This window comes from Streptomyces sp. NPDC096012 (assembly GCF_040426375.1).
Classification (GTDB): Bacteria; Actinomycetota; Actinomycetes; order Streptomycetales; family Streptomycetaceae; genus Streptomyces.
This window is the reverse complement of record NZ_JBEOTD010000068.1, coordinates 1-21,422: the sequence shown is the minus strand read 5'-3', so window position 1 is coordinate 21,422 and position 21,422 is coordinate 1. Positions and strand designations below refer to the sequence as shown.

19 protein-coding genes and 1 pseudogene are annotated in these 21,422 nt (G+C 72.8%); 10 read left to right on the top strand and 10 right to left on the bottom strand.

The features are described 5' to 3' along the window. Nucleotides 1-1,071, top strand: a 1,071-nt coding sequence (locus ABVB68_RS35425; protein WP_353605329.1) for a cytochrome c oxidase subunit I, incomplete at its 5' end; no start/stop codon positions are given. Further along, nucleotides 1,068-1,445, top strand: coding sequence for a hypothetical protein (locus tag ABVB68_RS35420; RefSeq protein WP_353605328.1), 378 nt, complete (start codon nucleotides 1,068-1,070; stop codon nucleotides 1,443-1,445). The genes ABVB68_RS35425 and ABVB68_RS35420, both read left to right, overlap by 4 nt. 86 nt (nucleotides 1,446-1,531) lie before the next feature. Here ABVB68_RS35420 and ABVB68_RS35415 read toward each other — a convergent pair whose 3' ends face one another. After that, nucleotides 1,532-2,815, bottom strand: coding sequence for a helix-turn-helix transcriptional regulator (locus ABVB68_RS35415; protein WP_353605327.1), 1,284 nt, complete (start codon nucleotides 2,813-2,815; stop codon nucleotides 1,532-1,534). Nucleotides 2,816-3,105: 290 nt separating this feature from the next. Here ABVB68_RS35415 and ABVB68_RS35410 point away from each other — a divergent pair, with 290 nt between their 5' ends. From ABVB68_RS35410 to ABVB68_RS35400, 3 genes are read left to right on the top strand one after another with little or no spacing between them, the layout of a single operon-like run. Further along, a complete protein-coding gene (locus tag ABVB68_RS35410; RefSeq protein ID WP_353605326.1) occupies nucleotides 3,106-4,530 on the top strand; it encodes an ATP-grasp domain-containing protein in 1,425 nt (474 codons plus the stop codon). Further along, nucleotides 4,527-6,539, top strand: coding sequence for a PEP/pyruvate-binding domain-containing protein (locus ABVB68_RS35405; protein ID WP_353605325.1), 2,013 nt, complete (start codon nucleotides 4,527-4,529; stop codon nucleotides 6,537-6,539). Before ABVB68_RS35410 ends, ABVB68_RS35405 begins: the two co-directional genes overlap by 4 nt. An 8-nt stretch (nucleotides 6,540-6,547) precedes the next feature. Then, a complete protein-coding gene (locus ABVB68_RS35400; protein WP_353605324.1) occupies nucleotides 6,548-7,960 on the top strand; it encodes an MFS transporter in 1,413 nt (470 codons plus the stop codon). A gap of 148 nt (nucleotides 7,961-8,108) precedes the next feature. On the opposite strand, the gene msrA is transcribed toward ABVB68_RS35400, so the two are convergent. Both msrA and ABVB68_RS35390 read right to left on the bottom strand, forming a co-directional pair. Beyond that, nucleotides 8,109-8,630, bottom strand: coding sequence for a peptide-methionine (S)-S-oxide reductase MsrA (gene msrA, locus ABVB68_RS35395; protein ID WP_353605323.1), 522 nt, complete (start codon nucleotides 8,628-8,630; stop codon nucleotides 8,109-8,111). A gap of 203 nt (nucleotides 8,631-8,833) precedes the next feature. Then, nucleotides 8,834-11,038, bottom strand: coding sequence for an MMPL family transporter (locus tag ABVB68_RS35390; RefSeq protein WP_353605322.1), 2,205 nt, complete (start codon nucleotides 11,036-11,038; stop codon nucleotides 8,834-8,836). A 157-nt stretch (nucleotides 11,039-11,195) separates the two neighbouring features. On the opposite strand from ABVB68_RS35390, the gene ABVB68_RS35385 reads away from it, so the two are divergent. Both ABVB68_RS35385 and ABVB68_RS35380 read left to right on the top strand, forming a co-directional pair. Then, nucleotides 11,196-11,828: a TetR/AcrR family transcriptional regulator gene (locus tag ABVB68_RS35385; RefSeq protein WP_353605321.1), complete on the top strand. Its 633-nt coding sequence runs from the start codon at nucleotides 11,196-11,198 to the stop codon at nucleotides 11,826-11,828. A gap of 120 nt (nucleotides 11,829-11,948) precedes the next feature. Next, nucleotides 11,949-12,485: a cysteine hydrolase family protein gene (locus tag ABVB68_RS35380; protein ID WP_353605320.1), complete on the top strand. Its 537-nt coding sequence runs from the start codon at nucleotides 11,949-11,951 to the stop codon at nucleotides 12,483-12,485. A gap of 28 nt (nucleotides 12,486-12,513) precedes the next feature. Here the strand turns inward: ABVB68_RS35380 and ABVB68_RS35375 are convergent, their stop codons facing one another. The 7 genes and pseudogenes from ABVB68_RS35375 to ABVB68_RS35345 form a co-directional block, all read right to left on the bottom strand. Continuing rightward, nucleotides 12,514-14,913: an FUSC family protein gene (locus ABVB68_RS35375; RefSeq protein ID WP_353605319.1), complete on the bottom strand. Its 2,400-nt coding sequence runs from the start codon at nucleotides 14,911-14,913 to the stop codon at nucleotides 12,514-12,516. An 82-nt stretch (nucleotides 14,914-14,995) separates the two neighbouring features. Then, nucleotides 14,996-16,447, bottom strand: a complete 1,452-nt coding sequence (locus ABVB68_RS35370) for a purine-cytosine permease family protein (protein ID WP_353605318.1) — start codon at nucleotides 16,445-16,447, stop codon at nucleotides 14,996-14,998. Nucleotides 16,448-16,588: 141 nt separating this feature from the next. Next, complete coding sequence (locus ABVB68_RS35365) at nucleotides 16,589-17,794, bottom strand: alpha/beta hydrolase family protein (RefSeq protein WP_353605317.1); 1,206 nt, start codon at nucleotides 17,792-17,794, stop codon at nucleotides 16,589-16,591. 384 nt (nucleotides 17,795-18,178) lie between these two features. After that, nucleotides 18,179-18,331: a hypothetical protein gene (locus tag ABVB68_RS35360; RefSeq protein WP_353605316.1), complete on the bottom strand. Its 153-nt coding sequence runs from the start codon at nucleotides 18,329-18,331 to the stop codon at nucleotides 18,179-18,181. A 364-nt stretch (nucleotides 18,332-18,695) separates the two neighbouring features. Beyond that, entirely contained in the window at nucleotides 18,696-18,851 is a 156-nt protein-coding gene (locus ABVB68_RS35355; protein WP_353605315.1) for a DUF6131 family protein, read from the bottom strand. 139 nt (nucleotides 18,852-18,990) lie between these two features. Further along, nucleotides 18,991-19,437, bottom strand: coding sequence for a DNA-binding protein (locus ABVB68_RS35350; protein WP_353605314.1), 447 nt, complete (start codon nucleotides 19,435-19,437; stop codon nucleotides 18,991-18,993). An 81-nt stretch (nucleotides 19,438-19,518) separates the two neighbouring features. Further along, nucleotides 19,519-20,064 (bottom strand): annotated as a pseudogene (locus ABVB68_RS35345) (AMP-binding enzyme); the annotation flags it as partial. 12 nt (nucleotides 20,065-20,076) lie between these two features. Between ABVB68_RS35345 and ABVB68_RS35340 the strand changes: the two are divergent. The 3 genes from ABVB68_RS35340 to ABVB68_RS35330 all read left to right on the top strand — a co-directional run. After that, a complete protein-coding gene (locus tag ABVB68_RS35340) occupies nucleotides 20,077-20,742 on the top strand; it encodes an RsbRD N-terminal domain-containing protein (RefSeq protein ID WP_503006534.1) in 666 nt (221 codons plus the stop codon). A 56-nt stretch (nucleotides 20,743-20,798) separates the two neighbouring features. After that, nucleotides 20,799-21,089 (top strand): PucR family transcriptional regulator, encoded by a 291-nt coding sequence (locus ABVB68_RS35335; RefSeq protein ID WP_353605312.1) that lies wholly within the window; start codon nucleotides 20,799-20,801, stop codon nucleotides 21,087-21,089. A 143-nt stretch (nucleotides 21,090-21,232) separates the two neighbouring features. Beyond that, nucleotides 21,233-21,422, top strand: a 190-nt coding sequence (locus ABVB68_RS35330; protein WP_353605311.1) for a hypothetical protein, incomplete at its 3' end; no start/stop codon positions are given.

Sequence of the window (21,422 nt, the reverse complement as noted above, 5' to 3'; positions counted from 1 at the left end):
GTCCTGCTCGCCTTCCCGGTCCTGGCGGCCGCGCTGTTCGCCCTGGAGGCCGACCGGAAATTCGGGGCGCACGTCTTCGACGCGGCGAACGGCGGCCCTCTGCTGTGGCAGCACCTCTTCTGGTTCTTCGGCCATCCGGAGGTGTACATCATCGCGCTGCCGTTCTTCGGCATCATCTCCGAGGTCATCCCGGTCTTCTCCCGTAAGCCGATGTTCGGCTACATGGGTCTGGTCGCCGCGACGATCGCGATCGCCGGTCTTTCGGCGACGGTGTGGGCGCACCACATGTTCGTCACCGGTGGTGTGCTGCTGCCGTTCTTCTCCTTCATGAGCTTCCTGATCGCCGTACCGACCGGTGTGAAGTTCTTCAACTGGATCGGCACGATGTGGAGGGGATCGCTGAGCTTCGAGACCCCGATGCTCTGGGCGACCGGCTTCCTCGTCACCTTCCTCTTCGGTGGTCTGACCGGTGTCATCCTGGCCTCGCCGCCCATGGACTTCCACGTCTCCGACACGTACTTCGTGGTGGCGCACTTCCACTACGTGGTCTTCGGCACGGTCGTCTTCGCGATGTTCTCCGGCTTCCACTTCTGGTGGCCCAAGATGACGGGCAGGATGCTCGACGAGCGCCTCGGCAAGATCACCTTCTGGACGCTGTTCGTCGGCTTCCACGGCACCTTCCTCGTCCAGCACTGGCTGGGCGCCGAGGGCATGCCGCGTCGGTACGCCGACTATCTCGCGACCGACGGCTTCACCGCCCTGAACACGGTCTCGAGCATCAGCTCGTTCCTGCTCGGCCTGTCGATGCTGCCCTTCTTCTACAACGTGTGGAAGACCGGCAGGTACGGCAAGCCGGTCGGCGTGGACGACCCCTGGGGCTTCGGCCGCTCGCTGGAGTGGGCGACCTCCTGCCCGCCGCCGCGGCACAACTTCGTCACCCTCCCCCGCATCCGCAGCGAGTCCCCGGCGTTCGACCTGCACCACCCGGAGATCGCCATGGCGGAGCACGAGGCCCACCAGGGCAAGCGCGACGCGATGGAGACACCGGGGCGTGAAGGCGGCAAGCCGTGACGTCGGCGAGCCGTCACGGCGCCCCGCTGGACCGGCAGGGCCGCGCACTCGCCAACGAGGTCGAGGGCTATCTGCTCCTGCAGGCGGAGCACGAGCAGGCACAGCGCGAGGCGGAAGCCCTCTGTGCGCGCCTCACCTGGCTCACCTCCGGGCAGGCCGAGGATCTCGCCCACCGGTACACCGAGCAGCGCCGCGAACTGACGCGGCAGATCCTGCAGGTCACGGCCGACCGGGCCAAGCGCCTGCGCGGCGAGTACGAGGCCCGCTACGCGGAGCTGCGTCGCACCCTGCTCAGACGGTACGCCGCCTGCGCGTGCCTGCTCTTCGCCGGTTCGGCCACGATCGGCGCGGGAGCGGGTCTGCTGGCGCGGTGATGCCCACGGGGCTCCCTGCCGGGACGCCCGCCACCGGCCCGTCCGGGCAGGGTTGTGTGCCCGGGCGGGCGGCGGGGCGGCGTCGGTCAGACCGGGCTCAGCGGGTGGGCCGCCGTGTCGGACCGCGGCGGCCAGGCCTGCGGGGAGAGGATGCCCAGCACATAGGCGCGGGCGACCAGGGCCGGGCGGGTCGCGGCGCCCAGGAGGTCGCGCAGGCGGCTCAGGTGGTAGTCCACCGCCTGCCGGGACAGATGCAGCGTTCCCGCGACGTCCGCGTTGCTGCGCCCGGCGGCCAGCAGGGCGAGTATCCGCACCTGGGTGGCCGTGAGCGGCGGTTGCGCCTCCTGGCGCAGACCGAGACGGGTGATGACGGCCCACACACCGGCCACCCGTTCGGCGGTGCGGCACACGGTGCTCAGGTGCACGCGGGCCCGGCGCTGCCAGCCGTCACCGTCGACGAGCACGGCGGAGGCGCGCGCGCTCCTGCGCCGTCCCTCGACGAGGTCGTCCCAGATCCGGTGCAGAGCGCCGCGTTCGGGCGTCTTCGCCAGCAGGCGGTCGGCCGGCAGCCCGACGAGGTCGGAGAGGCGGACGCGCAGGAGTTCGGCGACCGCGGTGCCGGCCTCGCCCACCCGTCCGTCCGGGGACAGCCGCAGGCAGGGCAGCCCGCTGTGGTCGCGCAGAGCCTGTAGGTCCTCCTCGGCCCTGCGCCGTTGGTCCAGCACCCGGGTGTAGTCGGTGACGTCGACATAGATTCCGGCCACACAGCGCCCGGCGCCCCAGCGGACGGGGAACCGGTAGCCGGCGGCGTGCCCGGGGGATCCGTCGGAACGCCGGTAGCTGAGGGTGTGCCGGACGGACCGGCCCTGGGTGAGGACGTCCCGGTCCAGGGCGAGGAACCGGCTGGCGTCGTTCGGGCCGTCGAGGTCGGCGAGGTGGCGGCCGACCACGGCCTCGCGCGTCGTGCCGTACAGGTGGGCGTAGGCGTGGTTGGCCCACAGATAGCGGCCGCGGGCGTCACGGACGAACGCCGCGGCCGGGGTGAGGTCGGCGAACGAGGCGTAGGGGCCGTGGTCCGGCCGGCCCCCCACCTCGACCGCCACGCCTCTGCTGCCGTGCCGGTCGGCGCCCTCGTGGCCCGGCCAGTTCACGTCGAAGGTCCTGCCCTCGAAGCACGCCTGATAGGGGCCGGCGTCGGCCGGACCCGTCGGGCCGCCGTGGTCGGCGCAGAGGGCTTCCAGGAAGCGGCGGGCGGTGCGCTCGTCCTCGAACGCCCCGCCCCCGCTGTCGACCACTCTCAGTCCGCCGTCGGCCTCCCACCAGGACACCGGAAGGGGCGCGAGCAAGGCTTTGAGATCGGACTCGTTCACGGCCCAACTCCTTCAACGGTCCACCACATTACGTTGAGTGACACATCATGCGTATCCCGTCGCGGTTCAGGCATGCGGGACGGCCCGGCCCCGCACTCCTTGGCACCCGACGGGCACTAGCGCATCACCGGACCTTCACATGTCGGCGATGCCCCGCACCAGTTGGGCATTTGCCTGAGCCGTTCGGGCGGCACGGCCGCCCGGACGGGGGGCGGGGCTGGTTCGCTTGAAGGTGAGGACGCGGTCCGCGGACCGCATCACCGTGAAGCCGGCGAAGGAGTTGGGTATTCGTGAGCAAGGTGCTGTACGTGCATGCCAAGGGCGGACCCCCCGTGGGATACGCCCTGACGCGGGTGGCCGCGAAGGCGGCGGTGCACCTGCTGGCACTCAGCGAACTGCCCCCCACCGTGGCGAAGGACGCCGAACGGCGGTGCGCCTCGGTCGTCCTGGCCCTCGGCACACCGGGAGGTGACGGCCTCGCGGAGGCACCGCGGGGCGACCTCGCCGGGGCGCGGGGCGGCGACCTCGTCCAGCTCATCACCGACCGGGCCCGCGAGGTGGGCGCGGACGCGGTCGTCACCTTCTCGGAGTACGCGGTCGTTGCGGTCGCCGAGGCGTCCCGGCGGCTCGGGCTGCGGGGGGCCGGGCCCGCCGCCGCGCTCGCCCGCGACAAGCGGCTGATGCGCGCCGCCTGGCAGCGCCACGGTATTCCGCAGCCGCGGTTCCGCTCCGTCTCCGACCTCGCCGAACTGGAGCTCGCCGCCGCCCGGTTGTCGTTCCCGCTGCTGCTGAAGTCGGCCTGGAGCGCCGGTTCGACCGCGCACCAGATCATCGGGGCGCCCGGGGAGGTACGGGCGGCCTGGCAGCGGTCGCGTGAGGTGATGGCGCAGTCGGCGCTGCTCGGCTTCGCCGAACTGCACGTGGCCGGTGCCTGCGAGGACTTCATCGTGGAGGAGATCGTCAGCGGGTGTGCCGAGGAGTGGTTCGACGGTTCCGGCTGGGGTGACTACGTCAGTGTCGAGGGCGTGGTCGTCGACGGTGACTTCCGGCCGGTCTGCCTGAGCGGCCGGATGCCGACGGTGGCGCCGTTCACCGAGCGGGCCGGTATCGTCCCGGCCGCGGTCGGCGGCGAGGCCCAGCGCAGGATCGTGGAGCTGGCCCGGCGCTCCGTGGACGCCCTGGGTCTGGCGGACTGCGGTACCCACACGGAGATCAAGCTGGGCGCGGACGGCCGCATGTCCGTGATCGAGACGGCCGCCCGGTTCGGCGGCGCGATGACGGTGCCGCAGATCGAGGAGGTCTTCGGGCTCGACCTGATCGGCATGTTCACCGACCAGCTGCTCGGTGGTTCTCCGGCCTGGCCCGCGCAGGCGTTGACGCCCGGGGACGCCGAGGGCGCGGCCGGCTGCCTGGTGGTCCTCGCCGTGCACGCCGACGGCTCCCCGTGGCGGCGGCGCCACCGGTGGGACCCCGCGGCCGTCGTCCGGTCCGCGCCGATCGGCGCGGGCAGCACCCTCGCGGTCGTCGGCGAGAGCTCACTGCCGGACGGCCACCCGGTGCCGGTCTACGACCCCGCGGCCGGCGCCAACACCATGGCGGGGCTGTGCCTGTTGTCGGCCGACCGGCCGCAGGCCGTGCTCCGCGACTTCACCGCGCTGGTGGAGGCCCTGCCGGCCATCCTGCCCGCGGACGTCGGCGAGGGGGTCCGGGCATGACGCTCGCACTGGAGGACGCGGGTGCGCCGGACGCCTCGGGCGACCGCACCGTCGTCGGCGCCAACCTGTCGCTGCCGCTGTTCCGCGCCCTGTCCGGGGTACTGGCCGGGCATCCGTACCTCAAGGTCGTGGTGGACCGCGCCGAGCACACCTGGCACCTGCTCGACACCCGGGTGCACCCCTTCCACGTCAACTACATCGCGACCCGCGTCCTCGGGCTGACCCTGGCCGAACTGGACGCCGACCTGGACGCGTTCAACGCCTCCGTGTACATGGACCCCGAACGCCGCTTCCTGCTGGGCGTGTTGTCCCTGCACACCGACGAGGAGCCCGACGGCTTCGAGCGGCCGTTCCTCGTGCTGGAGACGACCGAGGCCGACACCATGCACGGCGCGCTGCTGGAGGAGTTCTACCTCTTCGTGCGCGGCCGGGTGGACGGACGCCTGCCGCTGCTGCTGAAGCCGGCGAACCACGGGCAGGAGCACGAGCTGGCCTCGGTCAGCGAGGTGCGCGTACCGCGCATTCTCAGCCACGAACTGTTCGGCGACCGCACGCGCACCTGCCTCAACCCGGGCGAGGCCGAGGGCCGGCTGCGCTGCTTCCGGGGGCCGGCGGACTACCAGCGCGCCGCCGCGGACCTCGGCTGGTCGGACATCGTCGCGATGCCCACCCTGCCCGACGACGTGCCCCGGGTCGCCGGATTCATCAACACGGTCCCCACCACTCCGCTGTCGCACACCAATGTGCTCGCCGCGGGCTGGGGCATTCCGAACGCGATCGTCCGCGACCTCGACGAGCTGGTGGAGCGGGAAGGTCTCGACGGCGCGTGGGTGCGCTACCGGGTGCGGGAGGACGCCATCACCCTGGAGCGGCTGTCCCGCGAACCGGCGTTACGGAGGCCGGCCTGGCACCAGCAGCGCATCCGCATCGAGACACCGCTGCTGGACGACGCTCCGGTCCTCGAACTGCACCGGCTGCGGCGCGCCGACCGGGACAGCTACGGCACCAAGGCGGCTCACCTCGGGGAACTCCACCACGTCCTGGACAGCCGTACGGCGGACCTGACGGCCTTCTACCGGCGGCCGCGTCCGCCCCGGCCCGATCTGCTCGGCCATCTCGCCGCCCGGCTCGGCGAACCGGGCGCGTCCGCGGAGCGGTTGCGGGTCGCGGCGGCCGAACGCGTGGCCCAGACGGTCCGGGCGCCCGAGGGCGTGGCGCTGCCCTTCCGCCTGCACCATCTGTTCCTGACCTCGTCGCCCGCGCTGCAACAGGGCATCGGCAAGCTGAAGATGGCGCTCGAACTCGAGGCGTTCGACGTGATCGACTCCCTGGCGCTGAGCCTGCAGGGCCTGGTGCGCGCCACGCCGGTGCCCGACGAGGTGGCCCGGGCGATCACCGGGTCGGTGGCGGGTCTGCTGGCCGACGGGCGCCGGCTGGTGGTGCGCTCCTCCTCGAACGCCGAGGACCTGCCCGGCTTCTCCGCCGCCGGCATCTACGACTCGGTCACCACGGTGCGTGGCGCGGGGCAACTCATGGACGCCGTGCGGCAGGTGTGGGCGTCGCTGCTGTCACCGCGCAGCGTGCGGCTGCGGCATCAGGTCGGCATCTCCCTGGACGACACCTACATGGGCGTGATCGTCCAGGAGTACGTGCCGGCCGGTGTCGGGGGTGTGCTGGTGACCTGCAATCCGACCCGTCGCGAGGACTTCCGCAACGTGTATCTCAACTGCACGCCCGGATCGCCCGAGCGGGTGGTCGACGGCACGGTCCTGCCGCACCAGTATCTCTACAACACCGTCGAGGGCGGCGGCCGCACGGTGGACGTCGGTTCCTCGGGCGAGGACCTGCCGGCCGCCACCCGGACGTCGCTCGCCCGGCTGGCGCTGGTGGGACGGCTGTTGCAGTCACACTTCGGTGCGGGCGAGCCCGACGAGGCCCTGGACATCGAGTGGCTCATGACCGCCGAGGGGGCCTTCCACCTCGTCCAGGTCCGCCCCTACGCCCGGTGAGGCGCCGTATGCCCGCCCTGTGGCCCTCTCCCCCCGGGCCGGTCCCGTCTCCGGCCGCGCGGCGCGTCATCCGCCTCAACAACGGCTTCCAGCTGCTGTTCAACCTGCTGTGGTGGATGCCCGTCTTCTACGCCTACCAGCGTGACGCGGGCCTGTCCGACGGCCAGATCTTCGGTATCCAGAGCATCTACTACATCGCGTTCTGCCTGTTCGAGATACCGACGGGGGCCGTCGCCGACCGCATCGGCGCCCGCAACTGCCTGCGTGCGGGCGCGGTGGTCATGACGGCCGCGAACCTGACGCCGGTGCTGGCCCCGTCGTACACGGGATTCCTGGTGCACTTCCTCGCCATCGCCGCCGGGCGATCCCTGACCTCGGGGGCGGCGAGCGCCTACCTGTACGACGGGCTGCGGGCCGAGCAGGCGGACGCGCACTACCTGAGGGCCGAGGGTACGGCGCGTGCTCTCGGGCTCGCCGCCAAGGTGGTGTGCTGGCCGCTCGTCGGGCCGCTGATGGTGCTGGCCCCGCAGACGCCGTACGTGCTCAGCGCGGCGAGCGCGGCCGCCTCGCTCGGCTGCGCCCTGGCCCTGCCGCGGCTCGGCGCGGACGGCACCGGGCCGCGTGCCCGTACGCGGCGCGGCGGGACCCTGCTGCGCGACACGGGGGCCGCCTGGCGCACCCTGCGGTCGTCACCGTGGCTGGTCCTGCTCATGGTGCAGGGGGTGGCGGTGTTCACGCTGTCCCGGATCTGCCAGGTCAACCTGTTCCAGCCGGTGCTCCTGGAGCACGGGATCGGGGAGGGCGCGCACGGCGGTGTGCTGGCGGCGATGACGGTCGCCGAGGCGGTGGCGTCGGCCCGTCCCCAGTGGCTGGGGCGCCGGCTGCCGCCCGCGCTGTGGGTGTCGCTGCTGAGCGTGGCGCTCGCCGCCACCCTCGCGGGTACCGCCCTCGGCGGACCGTGGGCGGTGGTGGGGCTGTTGTGCGCGTTCGCCGCGATCACCGGGTTCGTCTATCCGGTGCAGCGCAAGCTCGTCAACGACGCGATACCGGCCGACGCTCCGCGGGCCACGCTGCTGTCGGTGGAGAGCATCGTGGACCGGGGGGTGTGCGCGCTGGCCGCGGTCGCCGCGGGCGCGTATCTCGCGGCGGGCCGGCTCGACGCCCTGCTGTGGCACAGTGCGGCGGTCACCTGCGTGCTCGTACCGGTGCTGCACGTGTGCCTGCACCGCGCGCGTCCGGGGAGGGCTCCGTCCCGAACACGCGGCACCGGTCCAGGCCGCCGCGGCCCCGGGGTGAGGGCGCCGCAGCCGACCGGCCGGGCCGATGACCGGCAGCCGGATCCGGTCACGCGGCCCGTCGGCGCGAGGCCGGACGAGCCGGTCGCACTGCCCGTCGACGAGGGGGCGGCACCGCGTCCGTGATCGGGTCCCGGGCGCCGCCGGCCGTGGGGCGTCCGTTCTCGCCGCCGAAGTCCTGCCCCGGATGCCCGGGCGGCGGGTGTGCCGCCGCCCGGGCATCCGGGATCCGTTCGGACAGATTCCCCGTTCGCCGCCGGCCGAGGCTCCGGGCTCAGCCGGCCGTGGAGGAGGCGCGGCGCGGCAGCTTCCAGTGGGGCCGCGGGAAGTGGCAGGTGTAGCCGTCGGGGTAGCGCTCCAGGTAGTCCTGGTGCTCGGGCTCCGCCTCCCAGAAGTCGCCCACGGGCTCGACCTCGGTGACCACCTTGCCCGGCCACAGCCCGCTCGCCTCGACGTCCGCGATGGTGTCGACGGCGACGCGGCGCTGCTCCTCGTCGGCGTAGTAGAGGGCGGACCGGTAGCTGCGCCCGAGGTCGTTGCCCTGGCGGTCCCTGGTGGTCGGATCGTGGATCTGGAAGAAGAACTCCAGGATGTCGCGGTAGCTCGTGGCCGTGGGATCGAAGAGGATCTCGATCGCCTCGGCGTGGTCGCCGTGGTTGCGGTACGTGGCGTTCGGGGTGTCCCCGCCGCTGTAGCCGACGCGCGTGGAGACGACGCCCGGCTGCTTGCGGATCAGGTCCTGCATGCCCCAGAAGCAACCGCCCGCCAGCACGGCTCGCTCTGTTCTCCCGGTCATCGGTCGCTCCTTCACGTTCGGGTCCGGCGCGCTCGGCGACGTACCGGTCTCACGATCACTCAGCCTATTACCGTTCCCCGAGCGGCCGACCGACGGCCGCTCGCGGACCTGCTGATGGAACCGGAAAGCGGCTCGGTTGATTCCCGCCCGCCGCCCCCCGCGGGGCGGCGGGCGGGCGGAGCGGGGTGCCGCGTGGGAGGCGCTCAGGCGTGCAGGCGCGGCAGGATCCGGTCGAGGCGGCGGGGCATCCACCAGTTGGCCCTGCCGATGAGGAACATGGCGGACGGCACCAGGACCAGGCGGACCACCGTGGCGTCGATGACCACGCTGACGGCCAGTCCCAGGGCGAGCATCTTCACCACCACGGTCGGTGAGGTGGTGAAGGACAGGAACACCGCAGTCATGATGAAGGCCGCGGCGGAGATCACGCGCGCGGTCGCGGACAGTCCCTCGCCGACGGCGATCCGGTTGTCACCGGTGCGGTGCCAGGCTTCGGCGATCCGGGACAGCAGGAAGATCTCGTAGTCCATCGACAGTCCGAAGACGATCGCGAACATCATCATCGGCACGTACGACTCGACGGGGACCGGTTCAGAGAGCCCGAGCAGCGCGTCGCCCCACCCCCATGTGAAGACCGCGACGAGGACGCCGTAGGACGCGCCCGTGGTGAGGAGGTTGAGGACGACGGCCGTCAGGGGGATCACCAGGCTGCGGAAGACCGTCATGAGCAGTAGGAAGGCGAGGACCAGGACGATGCCGATGACGAGGGGCAGTCGCTCGCCGACCGTGTCACGGAAGTCGGCCTGACCGGCCACGCTGCCGGTGAGGTAGGCCTCGGCACCGGTGCCGTCGAGCGCTCGGGGCAGTGTCCGCCCGGAGAGGGTGTCGAGGAGGGCGTCGGTCGCGGGGTCCTGCGGCCCCGTGGCCGGGGTGACGGTGGTGACGAGGATCCTCCCGTCCTCGCTCGCCCGGACCGGGGTGAAGGACGCGACGCCGTGGGTCTTCCCGAGCGCGGTGGTGACGTCGCCGGAGATCTCGTCGACGGGCGTCGTCGCCCCGCGCACGTCGACGACCGTGACGACCGGGCCGTTCGCGCCCGCTCCGAAGCCGGGTCCACCGCCGTGCGCGATCCAGTCGTAGGCGGTACGGGTGCTGCTGCCAGGCCGGTCGGCGCCGGAGTCGACATGGCCGAGGCGCATCGACAGCAGCGGTGTGGAGCACACGGTCAGGAGGGTGAGGCCCAGCACCAGGAAGACCCGGGGGCGCCGGGAGACGAGTTCCGCGTAGCGGTGCCGGCCGTCCTGCGCCGCGTTGTCCTCGGCGACGGGCCGACGCAGCCGGAGCCGGTCGATGCGCCCGCCGACCAGGCCCAGGGCCGCCGGGACCAGGGTGAGGGAGGCCGCGGCGGTCACGGACACGGCGAGGGTGGCGGCCAGGCCGATCCTGCCGACGAGGCTCAACCCGCAGGCGTACAGACTCAGCATGGCCACTGCCACGGTGACGGCGGCGACGAGCACCGCACGGCCGCTCGTGCGTGTGGTGCGGGCGGCGGCCTCCACCGGGTCGCGCCCCTCCATCAGGTCCTGGCGGTAGCGCGTCGTCAGGAACAGGGCGTAGTCGATGCCGACACCCAGGCCGATCATCCCGGCCAGGGTGGTGGCGGAGGTGGCGAAGGAGAGGACGGCGGCGACGATGCCGACGACGCCGAGGCCGACGCCCACGCTGATCAGTGCGGTGACCAGGGGGAGCAGTGCGGCGAGGACGCTGCCGAAGGCCACCAGGAGGATGCCGAGGGCCGTGAGGACGCCCACGCCCTCACTCAGCCTGTCGTCGGCCGGTTCACGGACCACCTGCTCCAGGTCGCCGCCGTAGGCGACGCCGAGTCCCGCGGCGCGAGCGGGCCCGGTCGCCGTGTCGAGTCGCCGGGTGTAGTCGTGGCCGAGGTTCCTCGGCTGCTCGTCGAAGGAGACCGTGGTGTAGGCGGTGCGTCCGTCGCCGCTGGTCACGAGCGCGGATGTGGTGGTCACGTGGGGAAGGCCGCGCAGGTCCGCCAGCGTACGGTCGAGCGCGTCCCCCCGGTCGGCCACCGTGCCGGCAGGGGCGTGGAAGACCACCTTGCCGTTGGGCGCGCCCGCTCGGGGCATGGAGCCGGTGAGCAGGTCCGCGCCGGTGTGCGAGGGGGTGCCGGGCATGCTGATCTGGTCGCTGAAGGCGGGCGCGGCGAGGTGCCGCCCGGCCAGGGCCGTGGCGAGGATCAGCAGCCAGGAGGCGATGACCACGACCGGGTGCCGGGCACAGCGGGCGCCGAGACCGCCCAGGCCGCCGCTCACGGGGGCGGAGCCCCGGGGAGGCGGCGCGTCGGGGCGCGTCCCGGCCGGTACTTCGGAGTGCTGCGAGGGTCCGGGCATCGGCGTCTCCCGAATGTGGGTGTCAGGGGCGTCAGGCACTGTAGGGATAAAGTGGCACGCATGACAATTGGCAGACATGACATTTTGCCGGGGCGAGGATCGCCGGTGGCACGCATGCCGATTGACAGTCGTGACACCGTGGCGGAGGCTTCGCCCCATGCCGAGTGAGACCACCCCCGCCGGACTGCGGGAACGCAAGAAGGAGGAGACGCGCCGCCTGCTGCTGGAAGGGGCCGCGCGGCTGTTCGGGGAGCGCGGATTCGAGGCCACCACGGTCGCGGACATCGCGGCCCACGCGAACGTCTCGGTGCGCACGTTCTTCCGCTACTTCGACAGCAAGGAAGCACTGCTGCTGCCGGACGGCATCCAGGTCTTCGCCTACGTCGAGCACGCCCTGGCAGGGCGCCCGGCCGGCGAGGAACCCCTGGAGGCCGTGTGCAACGCCCTGCTGGAAGCGGCCGAGCCGTTCGCGGCCTCCACCCTGACCGCCCTCGGCCATCCCCTCGAGGACATCGAGAACGTCGTCACGGCCCGCCTCGTACAGGCCTTCTCCGACTTCGAGGAGCGACTCACCGTCCTGGTGCGGCGCAGGCTGCCCCCGGACACGCCGGACGCCGACCTCAGGGCGGCCGTGATCGCGTGCGCCGCGCTCTCCGCGGTGCGTGCCGTGCTGCGGACACGCCGGGCACGGCGCGCGTCCGGCATCACGGACACCGGCCCGGCGTCCTTGCCGCGAGCGTTCGGCTTCCTGCGGGAGATCGGATCACCCCTCACGGGTGGCAGCACCTGAGCGTGCGGTGGGGTGCGACCGCCGCATCGAGCGGGCGGCCCGCGGCTCCCGTCCGGACCCGGAAGGGAAAACCCCCGGGGCGGGAGTTGCCTCAGACCGTTCGGTGGAACCCTGAACGGTATGGGCAAGACCGCACTGATCGTCATCGACATGATCAACACCTACGACCACAAGGACGCCGACCTGCTGATCCCGTCGGTGCGGGAGGTCGTACCGGTGGTGACCGGACTCCTGCGGCGGGCACGGGAAAGCGAGGTGCCGGTCATCTACGTCAACGACAATTTCGGCGAGTGGCGCTCGCATCACGGAGAGCTGCTGGAGCACGCCCTGGCGGGGCCCCACGCGGACCTCGTCGAGCCCCTGCAGCCCGATGAGAACTCGCTCTTCGTCGTCAAGGCCCGCCACTCCGTCTTCTTCGAGACCCCGCTGGAGTACCTGCTCCGGCAGCAGGGCATCGAGCAGGTCGTGCTGTGCGGCCAGGTGACCGAGCAGTGCGTGCTCTACTCCGCCCTCGACGCCCACATCCGCCACCTCGACGTCACCGTCCCCGAAGACGCCGTGGCCCACATCCACGAGGACCTCGCCCAGGCGGCGCTGCGCATGATGGAACGGAACATGGATGCCCGGGTGTGTTCGAGCGACGACCTGTGGACATGACCGTCCGCCGCCGCCCCGGGGGAACCGGTCACCGGGACCCCGGTCGCGGCCTCCACCCCGCCTGCGCTTCCGGACCCCGCTGCGCCTTCGGGGCCGCCTCCGGCTCCGGATCGGGCTGCGGCTTCGGACTCCGCTCCGGCTCCACGCTCGCCTGGGCCGCGGGGCCGCCGCGGGGGATGCGGGCCAGATCGGTCAGCAGCGCGTCCAGCCACGACACGGTCGCGTAGTACAGCCGCGGTGCGCCGGGCGGCTCGGTGGCGAACTCCGTGAGGAACGCGTCGATCAGCGGCAACGACGCGCCCGGGGTGTCGTCCCCTGGGTCGAGGGCCGCCGATATCAGCAGCATCCGCCCGGCCACCCGCTCCCCCAGCGCGTCGACGGACTCGGCCGCGGCAGGGCCGAGCCGGCACCGCGGCGGCGCCAGCAGCCGGTCGGACCCCCACAGGGTGTGGTGCCCGGCGATCAGCGTCGCCTGCCAGTCGATCACGAGCGGTGAGGGTCCGCGGGCCGCGCCTCCGAAGGGCGTCGGCTCACTCTGGAACTGCGCGTACGCGGACTCGGCCAGGATGAGGACGTGCTGCAGGGACCGGTGGCCGTGGACGACCGACATCCCGGGTCCGCCCGCCGTTCTCCGTCTCGCACGGCCGGCCGCCTCCGCCCGGCCGCCCGCTCCTCTGTGCCCGCCGGCTCCCGCCGGGGCGTCCGCCGGGGCGCCGGCCGCCACCGCTGCGCTGGTGGCGACCACGATCTCGGCGGCCCGGCGCATGAGTTCCGCCGTCGTGCGGCGCAGCTCGTCGTGGGCGCCGCGGGGCCAGGCCAGCAGACCGAAGACGATCCCGATCGCACTGCCGACCAGCACGTTGAGCACCCTGACCTCCGCCAGCTGCCAGGTCGGCGGCGCGAGCTGGGCGAAGACCAGCGCCACCAGCACGGTGAACAGCCCCTGTGCCCAGCCGACCCCCCTGACCGGCCCCACGGTGAAGGCGAGCAGCATCCACACCGGCAGCAGGACGGCGTAGACCTCGGTGTGCGGCCCGGCCACGGTCAGTATCCCGGCGGTCACCAGGGCCCCGGCGAGGGTGCCCGCGAGCGCCCGGCGGATGGTGCCCCAGGTCTCGTCCATGGTGGTCCGGGTGAGGGTGAGAGTGGCGAGCGTGGCCCAGAAACCGTGCGGCAGCGTGTCCACCCCGGCCACGAGCCGGGCCGCCGTCAGGGCCAGGGCGAGGCGCACCGCGTTCTGGAAGAACACCGAGCGGCGCTCCGCGTGGCCGCTCACCCGGTGCCACCACAGGACCGGCGCGCGGGCCCTGGCGTACCAGAACCGGCCCGGTGCCACCTTCACCGAGGCGTGCCGGCCGCGTTCCGCCAGATCGGCGGCCGTCGCCATGGCCAGCGCGGCGTCGGCGATCTCAAGCACGGCGGCGTGGCGGCGCAGGACGGCGGGCGGGAAACCGCTGGACGGCGGCGGGCGGTCGGCGGCCGGGGCGGTCCCGTCGTCGGCACGGTGGGTGGCGGGGTCGGCGGACAGGGCGGACAGGTGCGCGCGCGCCGCGCCGAGGTCCTCGTACGGCGTCACGGGTGACGGTCCCCCGCGCAGACAGGCCTCGGTGGCCTCGGCCAGCCGCGCCACCGCGCTCAGCACGGCGCTCACCTCCGGCCCGGGCCGCACCCCCGGCATGGCCGGCAGCAGCACCAGCCGGGTGAGCAGGGTGCGGGTGGCGAGACCGTTGTGGGCGAGGGCGCGCTCGCGCACCCCCGGCCCCGCCGGGCGTTCGGCCTCCGGCACGGTCAGGGGCCGCAGCCCTTGGCCGGCCTGCCGGGCGGCGCCGACGTCCGTGCCGGTCAGGGCGTACGGGGGTGCGGCGAGGAGCGTCGCGCAGTGGGCGGCGGTCCGCGCGGCGTCCGCGCTCCGCTCGCGGTACGACGGCGGGCAGGGCTCGGAGAAGAGCAGGGCCTCGGCGGCCACGAACAGGGCCAGGCCGACGGTCGTCCCGATCAGCCGGTCGCCGAGCGAGCCGGGATCGTACGGAGGGAAGGACGGCAGGATGTACAGGAGTTGCAGGCCGGGCGCCGTGCCCGCCGGACGCGGCCCGCCGACGGCGGAGAAGGCCAGCGCGAAGCCCACGAGCAGCATGCCGACGACCGCGCTCCACGTCGCCACCGAGAGGTAGGTGCCGACGACCACCAGCAGCCAGCACACCGGCAGTGAGCGCAGCACCGTCGCGGCGCGCTGCCGTCCGGTGCCCGGGATCCTGGAGAGGCCGCCCAGCGCCACGACGGCGAACAGGGCGTAGGTCGCCGCGACGGGTCTGCCGAGACCGTAGCGGAAGAGGTAGAAACCGGCTGCGGCGACCAGCGTCACGCGTACCGCCCGGCGGCCCGCGGCGGCGTAGGCCCGCGGTATCCGGCGGGCTGGGACACCCCACACCCCTACAGAATCACCCACCCCCGGGCGCCCGGCACCTCACCGCCGTGCGCGGTGCCGCCCCGCCGTGTCCGGCGGGGTCCCGTCACGGCTCCTGATGCAGGTGTGCGGCGCGCTCCAGTTCCTCTTCCTCCGCGCGGGCCAGGCGTGCCTCGGCCTCCACGTCGATCGAGCGGGTCAGCCACCAGTAGAGTGCCGCGGACACCGGCAGCCCGACGAACAGCGAGATGTCGGCTCCGCCGAGCGCCCGGGCGGCGGGGCCGACGTACAGGGTGCCGACGGAGAAGAACGGGATCATGGCGGCGAAGCCGACCAGGTAGGCGATGATGCCGTGCCAGCCCCAACGGCCGTAGATGCCGTTCGGTTTGAAGATCTCGGCGATGGCGTAGTGTCCCCGGCGCACCACGTAGTAGTCCATGAGGTTCACCGCGGTCCACGGGATGAACAGGTAGAGCACCAGCAGCAGGAAGTTGCTGAAGTTCGTCAGGAAGTTCGAGGTGGCGGAGAGGGCGCCGACCAGCGAGAGGGCCGCGGTCAGGCCGATGGTCAGCAGCCGTACGCCCAGCGTCGGCCGCACCCGCTTGAACGAGTCGATGCCGCTGATGAGCGTCAGGGAACCGCCGTACATGTTCAGCGCGGTGACGGACACGAGACCGAGGGCGGCGAAGAGCAGTACGATCGCGCCGAAGCCGCTGAACACCATGTCACCGGCGGCCTTGATCGTCCTGATGGTGTCGAAGTGCTTGCCCGCCCATGCGGCCAGCAGTGCGCCGAGCACCATCATCCAGATGCCGCCGAGCGCGGAGCCGAAGTACGTCCAGTAGAAGGTCTTGCGCACGGTGACGTCCGGCGGGAGGTAGCGCGAGTAGTCCGAGACGTAGATGGCCCAGCTGATCTGGTAGCCGGCGACCACGCCGAACTGGGCGAGGAACGGCGTCCACTTGAAGCCGCCCAGGTCGAAGGAGCCGGCCGGGTAGTGCAGGGTGACCAGGACACCGACCGTGAAGATCCCGAAGACGATCAGGAAGGTGTAGGTCAGCAGCCGCTCGGCCTTGTGGATGATGTCGTATCCCACCAGCGCGATGACGAGCGCGACGGCGGTGACGACGACCACCCACAGTTTGACGCTGCCGTGCAGCGTGGCGTGCAGGGATTCGGCGGCCAGGACGCTGTTGAAGATGTTGAACCCCGCGTACTGCACATACGCGAAGAGCCACACCAGCAGGGCGCCGACATAGCCGAACTGGGGCCGCGACTGGATCATCTGCGGCAGACCCAGTTGGGGGCCCTGGGCCGAGTGGAAGGCCATGAAGAAGGTGCCGATGACCGTGCCGGAGACGATGGCCAGCAGCGACCAGACGAGGTTGCCGCCCTCGGTGATGCCGATCAGCCCGACCGCCAGGGTGGCGATCTGGGCGTTCGACATGAACCACAGGGGACCGAGGTGCCAGAGCTTTCCGTGGCGCTCGTCCAGGGGGACGTAGTCGATCGACCGGACCTCGAGGCGCGACACCCGAGGTTCCTCTGATGTGCTCATGCCGCCTCCCGACGCCGAAGATCCACCGCTCGGACACATTCTCATCCCCGGCGGACGCGGTGACGAACGCAGCGAGCCGGGCGCGGAGGGACGGGTGTGCGGGAAGGGTCAACCGCCGGGCGGCAGCGGTGCCGGGCGGCCTCACACCTGGTCCAGGCGGCTGTCCAGCCAGTCGAACACGCGCTGTTCGAACAGCGCGCGGCCCGTCGGCTCGCAGTGCAGATGTGCTCCTTCGGCCTCGGTGAAGCGCACCAGCCGCTTCGGGCCGGGCAGCGCGTCGTACAGGCGCCGCGACGCTCCGGGCCAGAAGTGCTCGCCCTCGGGGTCGGTGATCAGCAGTGGCGTGGTGATCCGGTCGGCGACCGGCGTGACGTCGTACCGGGAGACCTCGGTGAGCAGGTCGAAGGGTGAGTCGATGGCGTACGGCTTGGCCCGCCAGCGCCACGTCGAGGCGAGGGCCGGATCCTCCTGAAGCGCCCCGGTGACGACCTGGTCGAAGCCGACGCGGTCGCCCGACTCCCAGAGGGCACGCAGGTCGGGACCGAGGTTGGCCCACCAGCTCTCCACCACGCTGACGACCCCGGGGTCGGCGACGGCGGCGGCGAGGCGGTGCTCGAACGCGATGGCGCGGGGCACCCAGTAGCCGCCCTGGCTGATTCCGCAGAGGACCAGGCGCCGCGGGTCGACGTCGGGCCGGGCGAGGAGGTGGTCGACGACGGGGGTGATGACGTTCTCCCAGTCGGGCCGGAAAGGGACCCCGCGTTCGAACAGCATCGACTGCTGGCCCGGGCCGTCGAACAGCAGGGTGCGGTACCCGCGGGCCACCGCGGGGGCGCCGAGCAGCGTCCAGACGGAGCTGATCGGGCCGTCGCTGCCGTTGTTGGCGATGAGCGTGGGCAGGGGACCGGAGCGGCCCGGCGGGCTGACGAGGTATCCGGGGAGCGGACCGCCCTCGTACGGGATCGAGACCTGCTCCGCCGGCGGGTCCAGGGCCCGGGCGAAGCGGTCGAAGCAGTCGCGGTGTTCGGGGAACACGGCACGCAGGTGCGTCTCGGGATCCGCGAGCGCGTCGACGGCGACCAGGGCCATGGCGAAGTAGCCCGCGGCCCGCAGATACGCGTGGCGCGCGCTCACCGGGTGCCCGGCCGCCGCGCTCCGCTCCCCCTGCGCGCGGACGCGCCGAGCCAGGTCCGTCCAGACCCGGAACCAGCCCTCCTCGTCGCCGTCCCCCACGGCGGACGCGGCGGACAGCACCTCGCCCACGTCCGCGCCCTGCCGCCAGGCCGAGCCCAGGGCGAGCAGGATCTCGTAGTCGAACTGGTCGTTCTTGCTGAACCGATACGCCATGGCTGCTCCCGGACAGGCTCATCCCCTCCCCCTCGGGCGGCCGCACCGCATATTTCACCGTAGGGGCCCGCCGCGCGGTGCGCATCACCGTCACGGCCGCCGCGCGGTGCGCACACGCGCGTGGCGGGCAGCCTGCGCGCCCGGGCCGGGTGTCGGTCCTGCGGTTGCCAGGGGGCGCGGGTGGGACGTGCGGAGGCCGAGTCTGGGGACAGGACGGAGCCACTCCGAATCAGCCGTGCCTGAGCGCCTGTTGCACGGCCTTCAGGGCCGGTCGGAGGCACGGTTGCCGGCGCCGGGGAGGAGCCGGACGGCCGGCACCCCACAGACGGGCGGGGCCCGCACGCTCGTTGGATGTGCGTGCCGCACCGAACCGTCGTGGTGTGCTCAGGCTCCCCGGTCCGGGGCGACGGCGCGGCCTACGCAGTCCCGGAGCAGGGTGCGCCGCTGGTCGTGCACGCTCGTGGGCTCCTGGGTGGAGGCGGCGTAGACGTACAGGCGCGAGCGGCGGTCACGGAACGAGGGTGGGTGGCCGGTCACCGAATGACGGCGGACCGGCCACCCACCCTCTCGTCAGCCGTGCGCCGGACGGGCTCGGATCCCGCCGTCACGGCTCCAGGACGCCCACCAGAGCATCCGCGTCGACGCCCACGACGCCCGCGGCACCCGCCGCGGGGCCGGACGACGACGGCACGAACGACCTCCTCGTCTCCCGGGTCGTCAGGACCCGGGAACTGCGGGCGTGGTTCCCGGCCGGGCATCTCGTCGACACTCCCCGGTGCCACGCCTGAGCCGTCGCATCACTGTCCACCGAGCTGTGCAGAGGGGTGAGCGCGGGACGCTCCCCTTCTCCACCGTGGACCTGGGCGGTGCCGGATCTCCGCGGAAGCGGAAGGGTGTCCGGTCACCAATAGTGCCGTCGGCCGGCGACCGCGTGCCCCATGGAACCCATGATCCACAGGACGGCCCCGACCACCAACAGAATGATGCCGATGGTCCACAGGATCGATATACCTGTGAGGAAACCGATGATGAGCAGGATGATGCCGAGGGCGATCATGACGTGCCTCCTGCCGGGTGACAGTTCTTCTTCCCTCCGTGTGCCCCGAACCGCCGCTTACGTGCACCCGAAGCGGCAAAAGCTTTTCGACGGCGGGTGAGGTGCCGGAACCCGGGCACACCGACGCCGGGGGACGTGGCTACTCCTCTCCCTCCTCCCTCTCGGCGGCGCGGCCGGCCAGGCGTTCGTAGCGCTGCCTCGCCGCCTGCGGGGTGCCGAGGCCGAGCCCGAACGCGATCTCCTGCCAGGTCATGCCGCGGCCGCGCGCCATCCGCAGCAGGGTGGCCTCCAGTTCGTCCATCTCTTCGCGGACCAGCGGCACGAGGCTCAGGGCGGCGGTGACGTCGGCCTGGTCCACCTCCGGCTCACCGTCCTCGAGCAGGGCCGCCCCGCTCAGCAGGAACGCCACGAGCCTCACCGCCTCGTGGGGTCCGAGGACCGAGGGATGGACCTGCCGGCGGCGCCGGCCGTCCGTGGCCGCGTGCCGCTCGGCGATGCGGAACAAGGAGGCGTGCACCCGCCGGGCGCGCGCCTCCTGAGGCCGCGGCGGCGTGAACGGGTCCGTCGGGTCAGGCTTCGATGACATGCCTCGATGGTGACGGAACACACGAAACGTGGCCAACGAAATAGGGTGAACAAGTTGTTCAATCAGCTACGGTCAGGCCCCTCACGAGAGCGGGGCGGTGATCTCGCGCTTGAGGATCTTGCCGCTCGGGCCGAGGGGCAGGGTGTCCGTCAGCCAGATCCGCCGCGGGTACTTGTACGCGGCCACCCGGTCCCGGACGAACTGCCGCAGCTCCTCGGCGTCCGCCCGGGCGTCCGGCCGCAGCACGACCGCGGCCGCCACCTCCTCACCGAGCCGCTCGTCCGGCAGGCCCAGGACCGCCGCCAGCGCGACGGCCGGGTGTTCGTGCAGGACCTCCTCGATCTCGCGCGGGTAGACGTTGTAGCCGCCGCGGATGATCAGGTCCTTCTTCCGGTCGACGATGTACAGATAGCCGTCCTCGTCCCGGCGGGCCAGGTCGCCGGTGCGCAGCCAGCCGTCGGGGATGGCGGCGGCGGTGTCCTCGGGGCGGTTCCAGTAGCCCTTCATCACGTTCGGGCCGCGCACGGCCGGTTCACCCACCTCCCCCGGCCCGACGTCCCGGCCCGTGTCGTCGAGCAACCGCACCTCGACGTCGCGGATGGGGGTGCCGACGGAGCCGGCCTTGCGGGCAACGCCGACCTGCTCCTCGCGCGATTCGCGTTCGGTGCCGGGCCGGACGTGGGGGCCGCGCAGCAGACGGGGCGGCTGCGCGCGGAGCAGGGGGTGCTGCCCCTGGCGGACACGCTGCACGCCTACCGGGTCGGGTTCGAGTTCCTCTGGTCGGAGCTGGTCGACGAGGCCCGCAGGCACCCGGACGTCACGGATGCCGAGCTGGTGGCCGGGTCGTCGGAGATCTGGGCGCTGTTCGGCCGCTACGCGGAGGCGGTGGCGGCCGCCTACCGGGAGGCGAGCGCGGAGCTGGCCCTGCGGCGTGAGGCGCGCCGCTCGGCGCTGGCCGAGGCGCTCTTCACCGGTGCCCTCGCCGACCGCACGACACCGTGGGAGGCGGCCGGGCAGCTCGGCCTGCCGGAGCGTGGCCCGTACGCGGTCGTGGCCGCGTCGGTGCCCGATCCCGGCCAGGAGCCGCTGCCCGGTATCGAGGCGGCGCTGCGCCGCTCGGGGGTGCCGTCGGTCTGGCGGCTGCTGCCCGACCAGCAGATCGGGCTCGTCGCCCTGACGCACCGGGACGCGGAGTCGGTGAGTCTGCGGGCGCTGCGGCGCCGGCGGGCGCGGGTCGGTGTCAGCCCCACTTCGACACGCTGCGGGAGACACCGCAGGCGCTGCGGTTCGCCCGGCTGGCCCTGACGGGACTCCCCGGTGACGGGCCGGGGGTCACCCGGTTCGACGACAGCCCGCTGGCCATGCTGGTCGCGGCGGCCCCGGCGGAGGCGAGCCGACTGGTCGACGTGTCCCTCGGGCCGCTCCTCGCGCTGCCCGAGGTGGAGCGCGGCCGGTTGCTGCGCACGCTCGGCCACTGGTTCACCTCGGGCGGCGTGACGGCCTCGGCCGCGGAACGGCTCTTCGTGCATCCGAACACCGTGCGCTACCGTCTGCGCCGCATCGAGGAGTTGACGGGGCGGTCGCTCTCCGACCCGATCGCCCTGTGCGACCTTGGCGCCGGGCTGTACGCCCTGCGCCTGCTGCCGTTCTGAGAGTGAACCGCGACGCCGGTACCCGGGAACACGACCGGGGCGGCCGGAGCGCCGGGGGCACCCGCCAGGTCCGCCCGGCCGGTGCTTCCGGGATGCGCGCGCGGCGAGCGCGGCGGCGATGTGCGAGGGCGAGGGACCTGGGGGTGGCGGCCGAGCGTTCCACCGGTCAGCTCCGGACCGGCGGCGCAACGGCCCGGCGGAATCGGCCCGGCGACCGGGCCCGGCGGAGACGGCTGGGGGAAGAGGCCGGCGGACACGGCTGGGCCCGAACGGTGCGCCCCGAGCTGGAGCAGGTGTACGGCGGCCACTGGTCCGCCTGTCACCTCTCGGCGC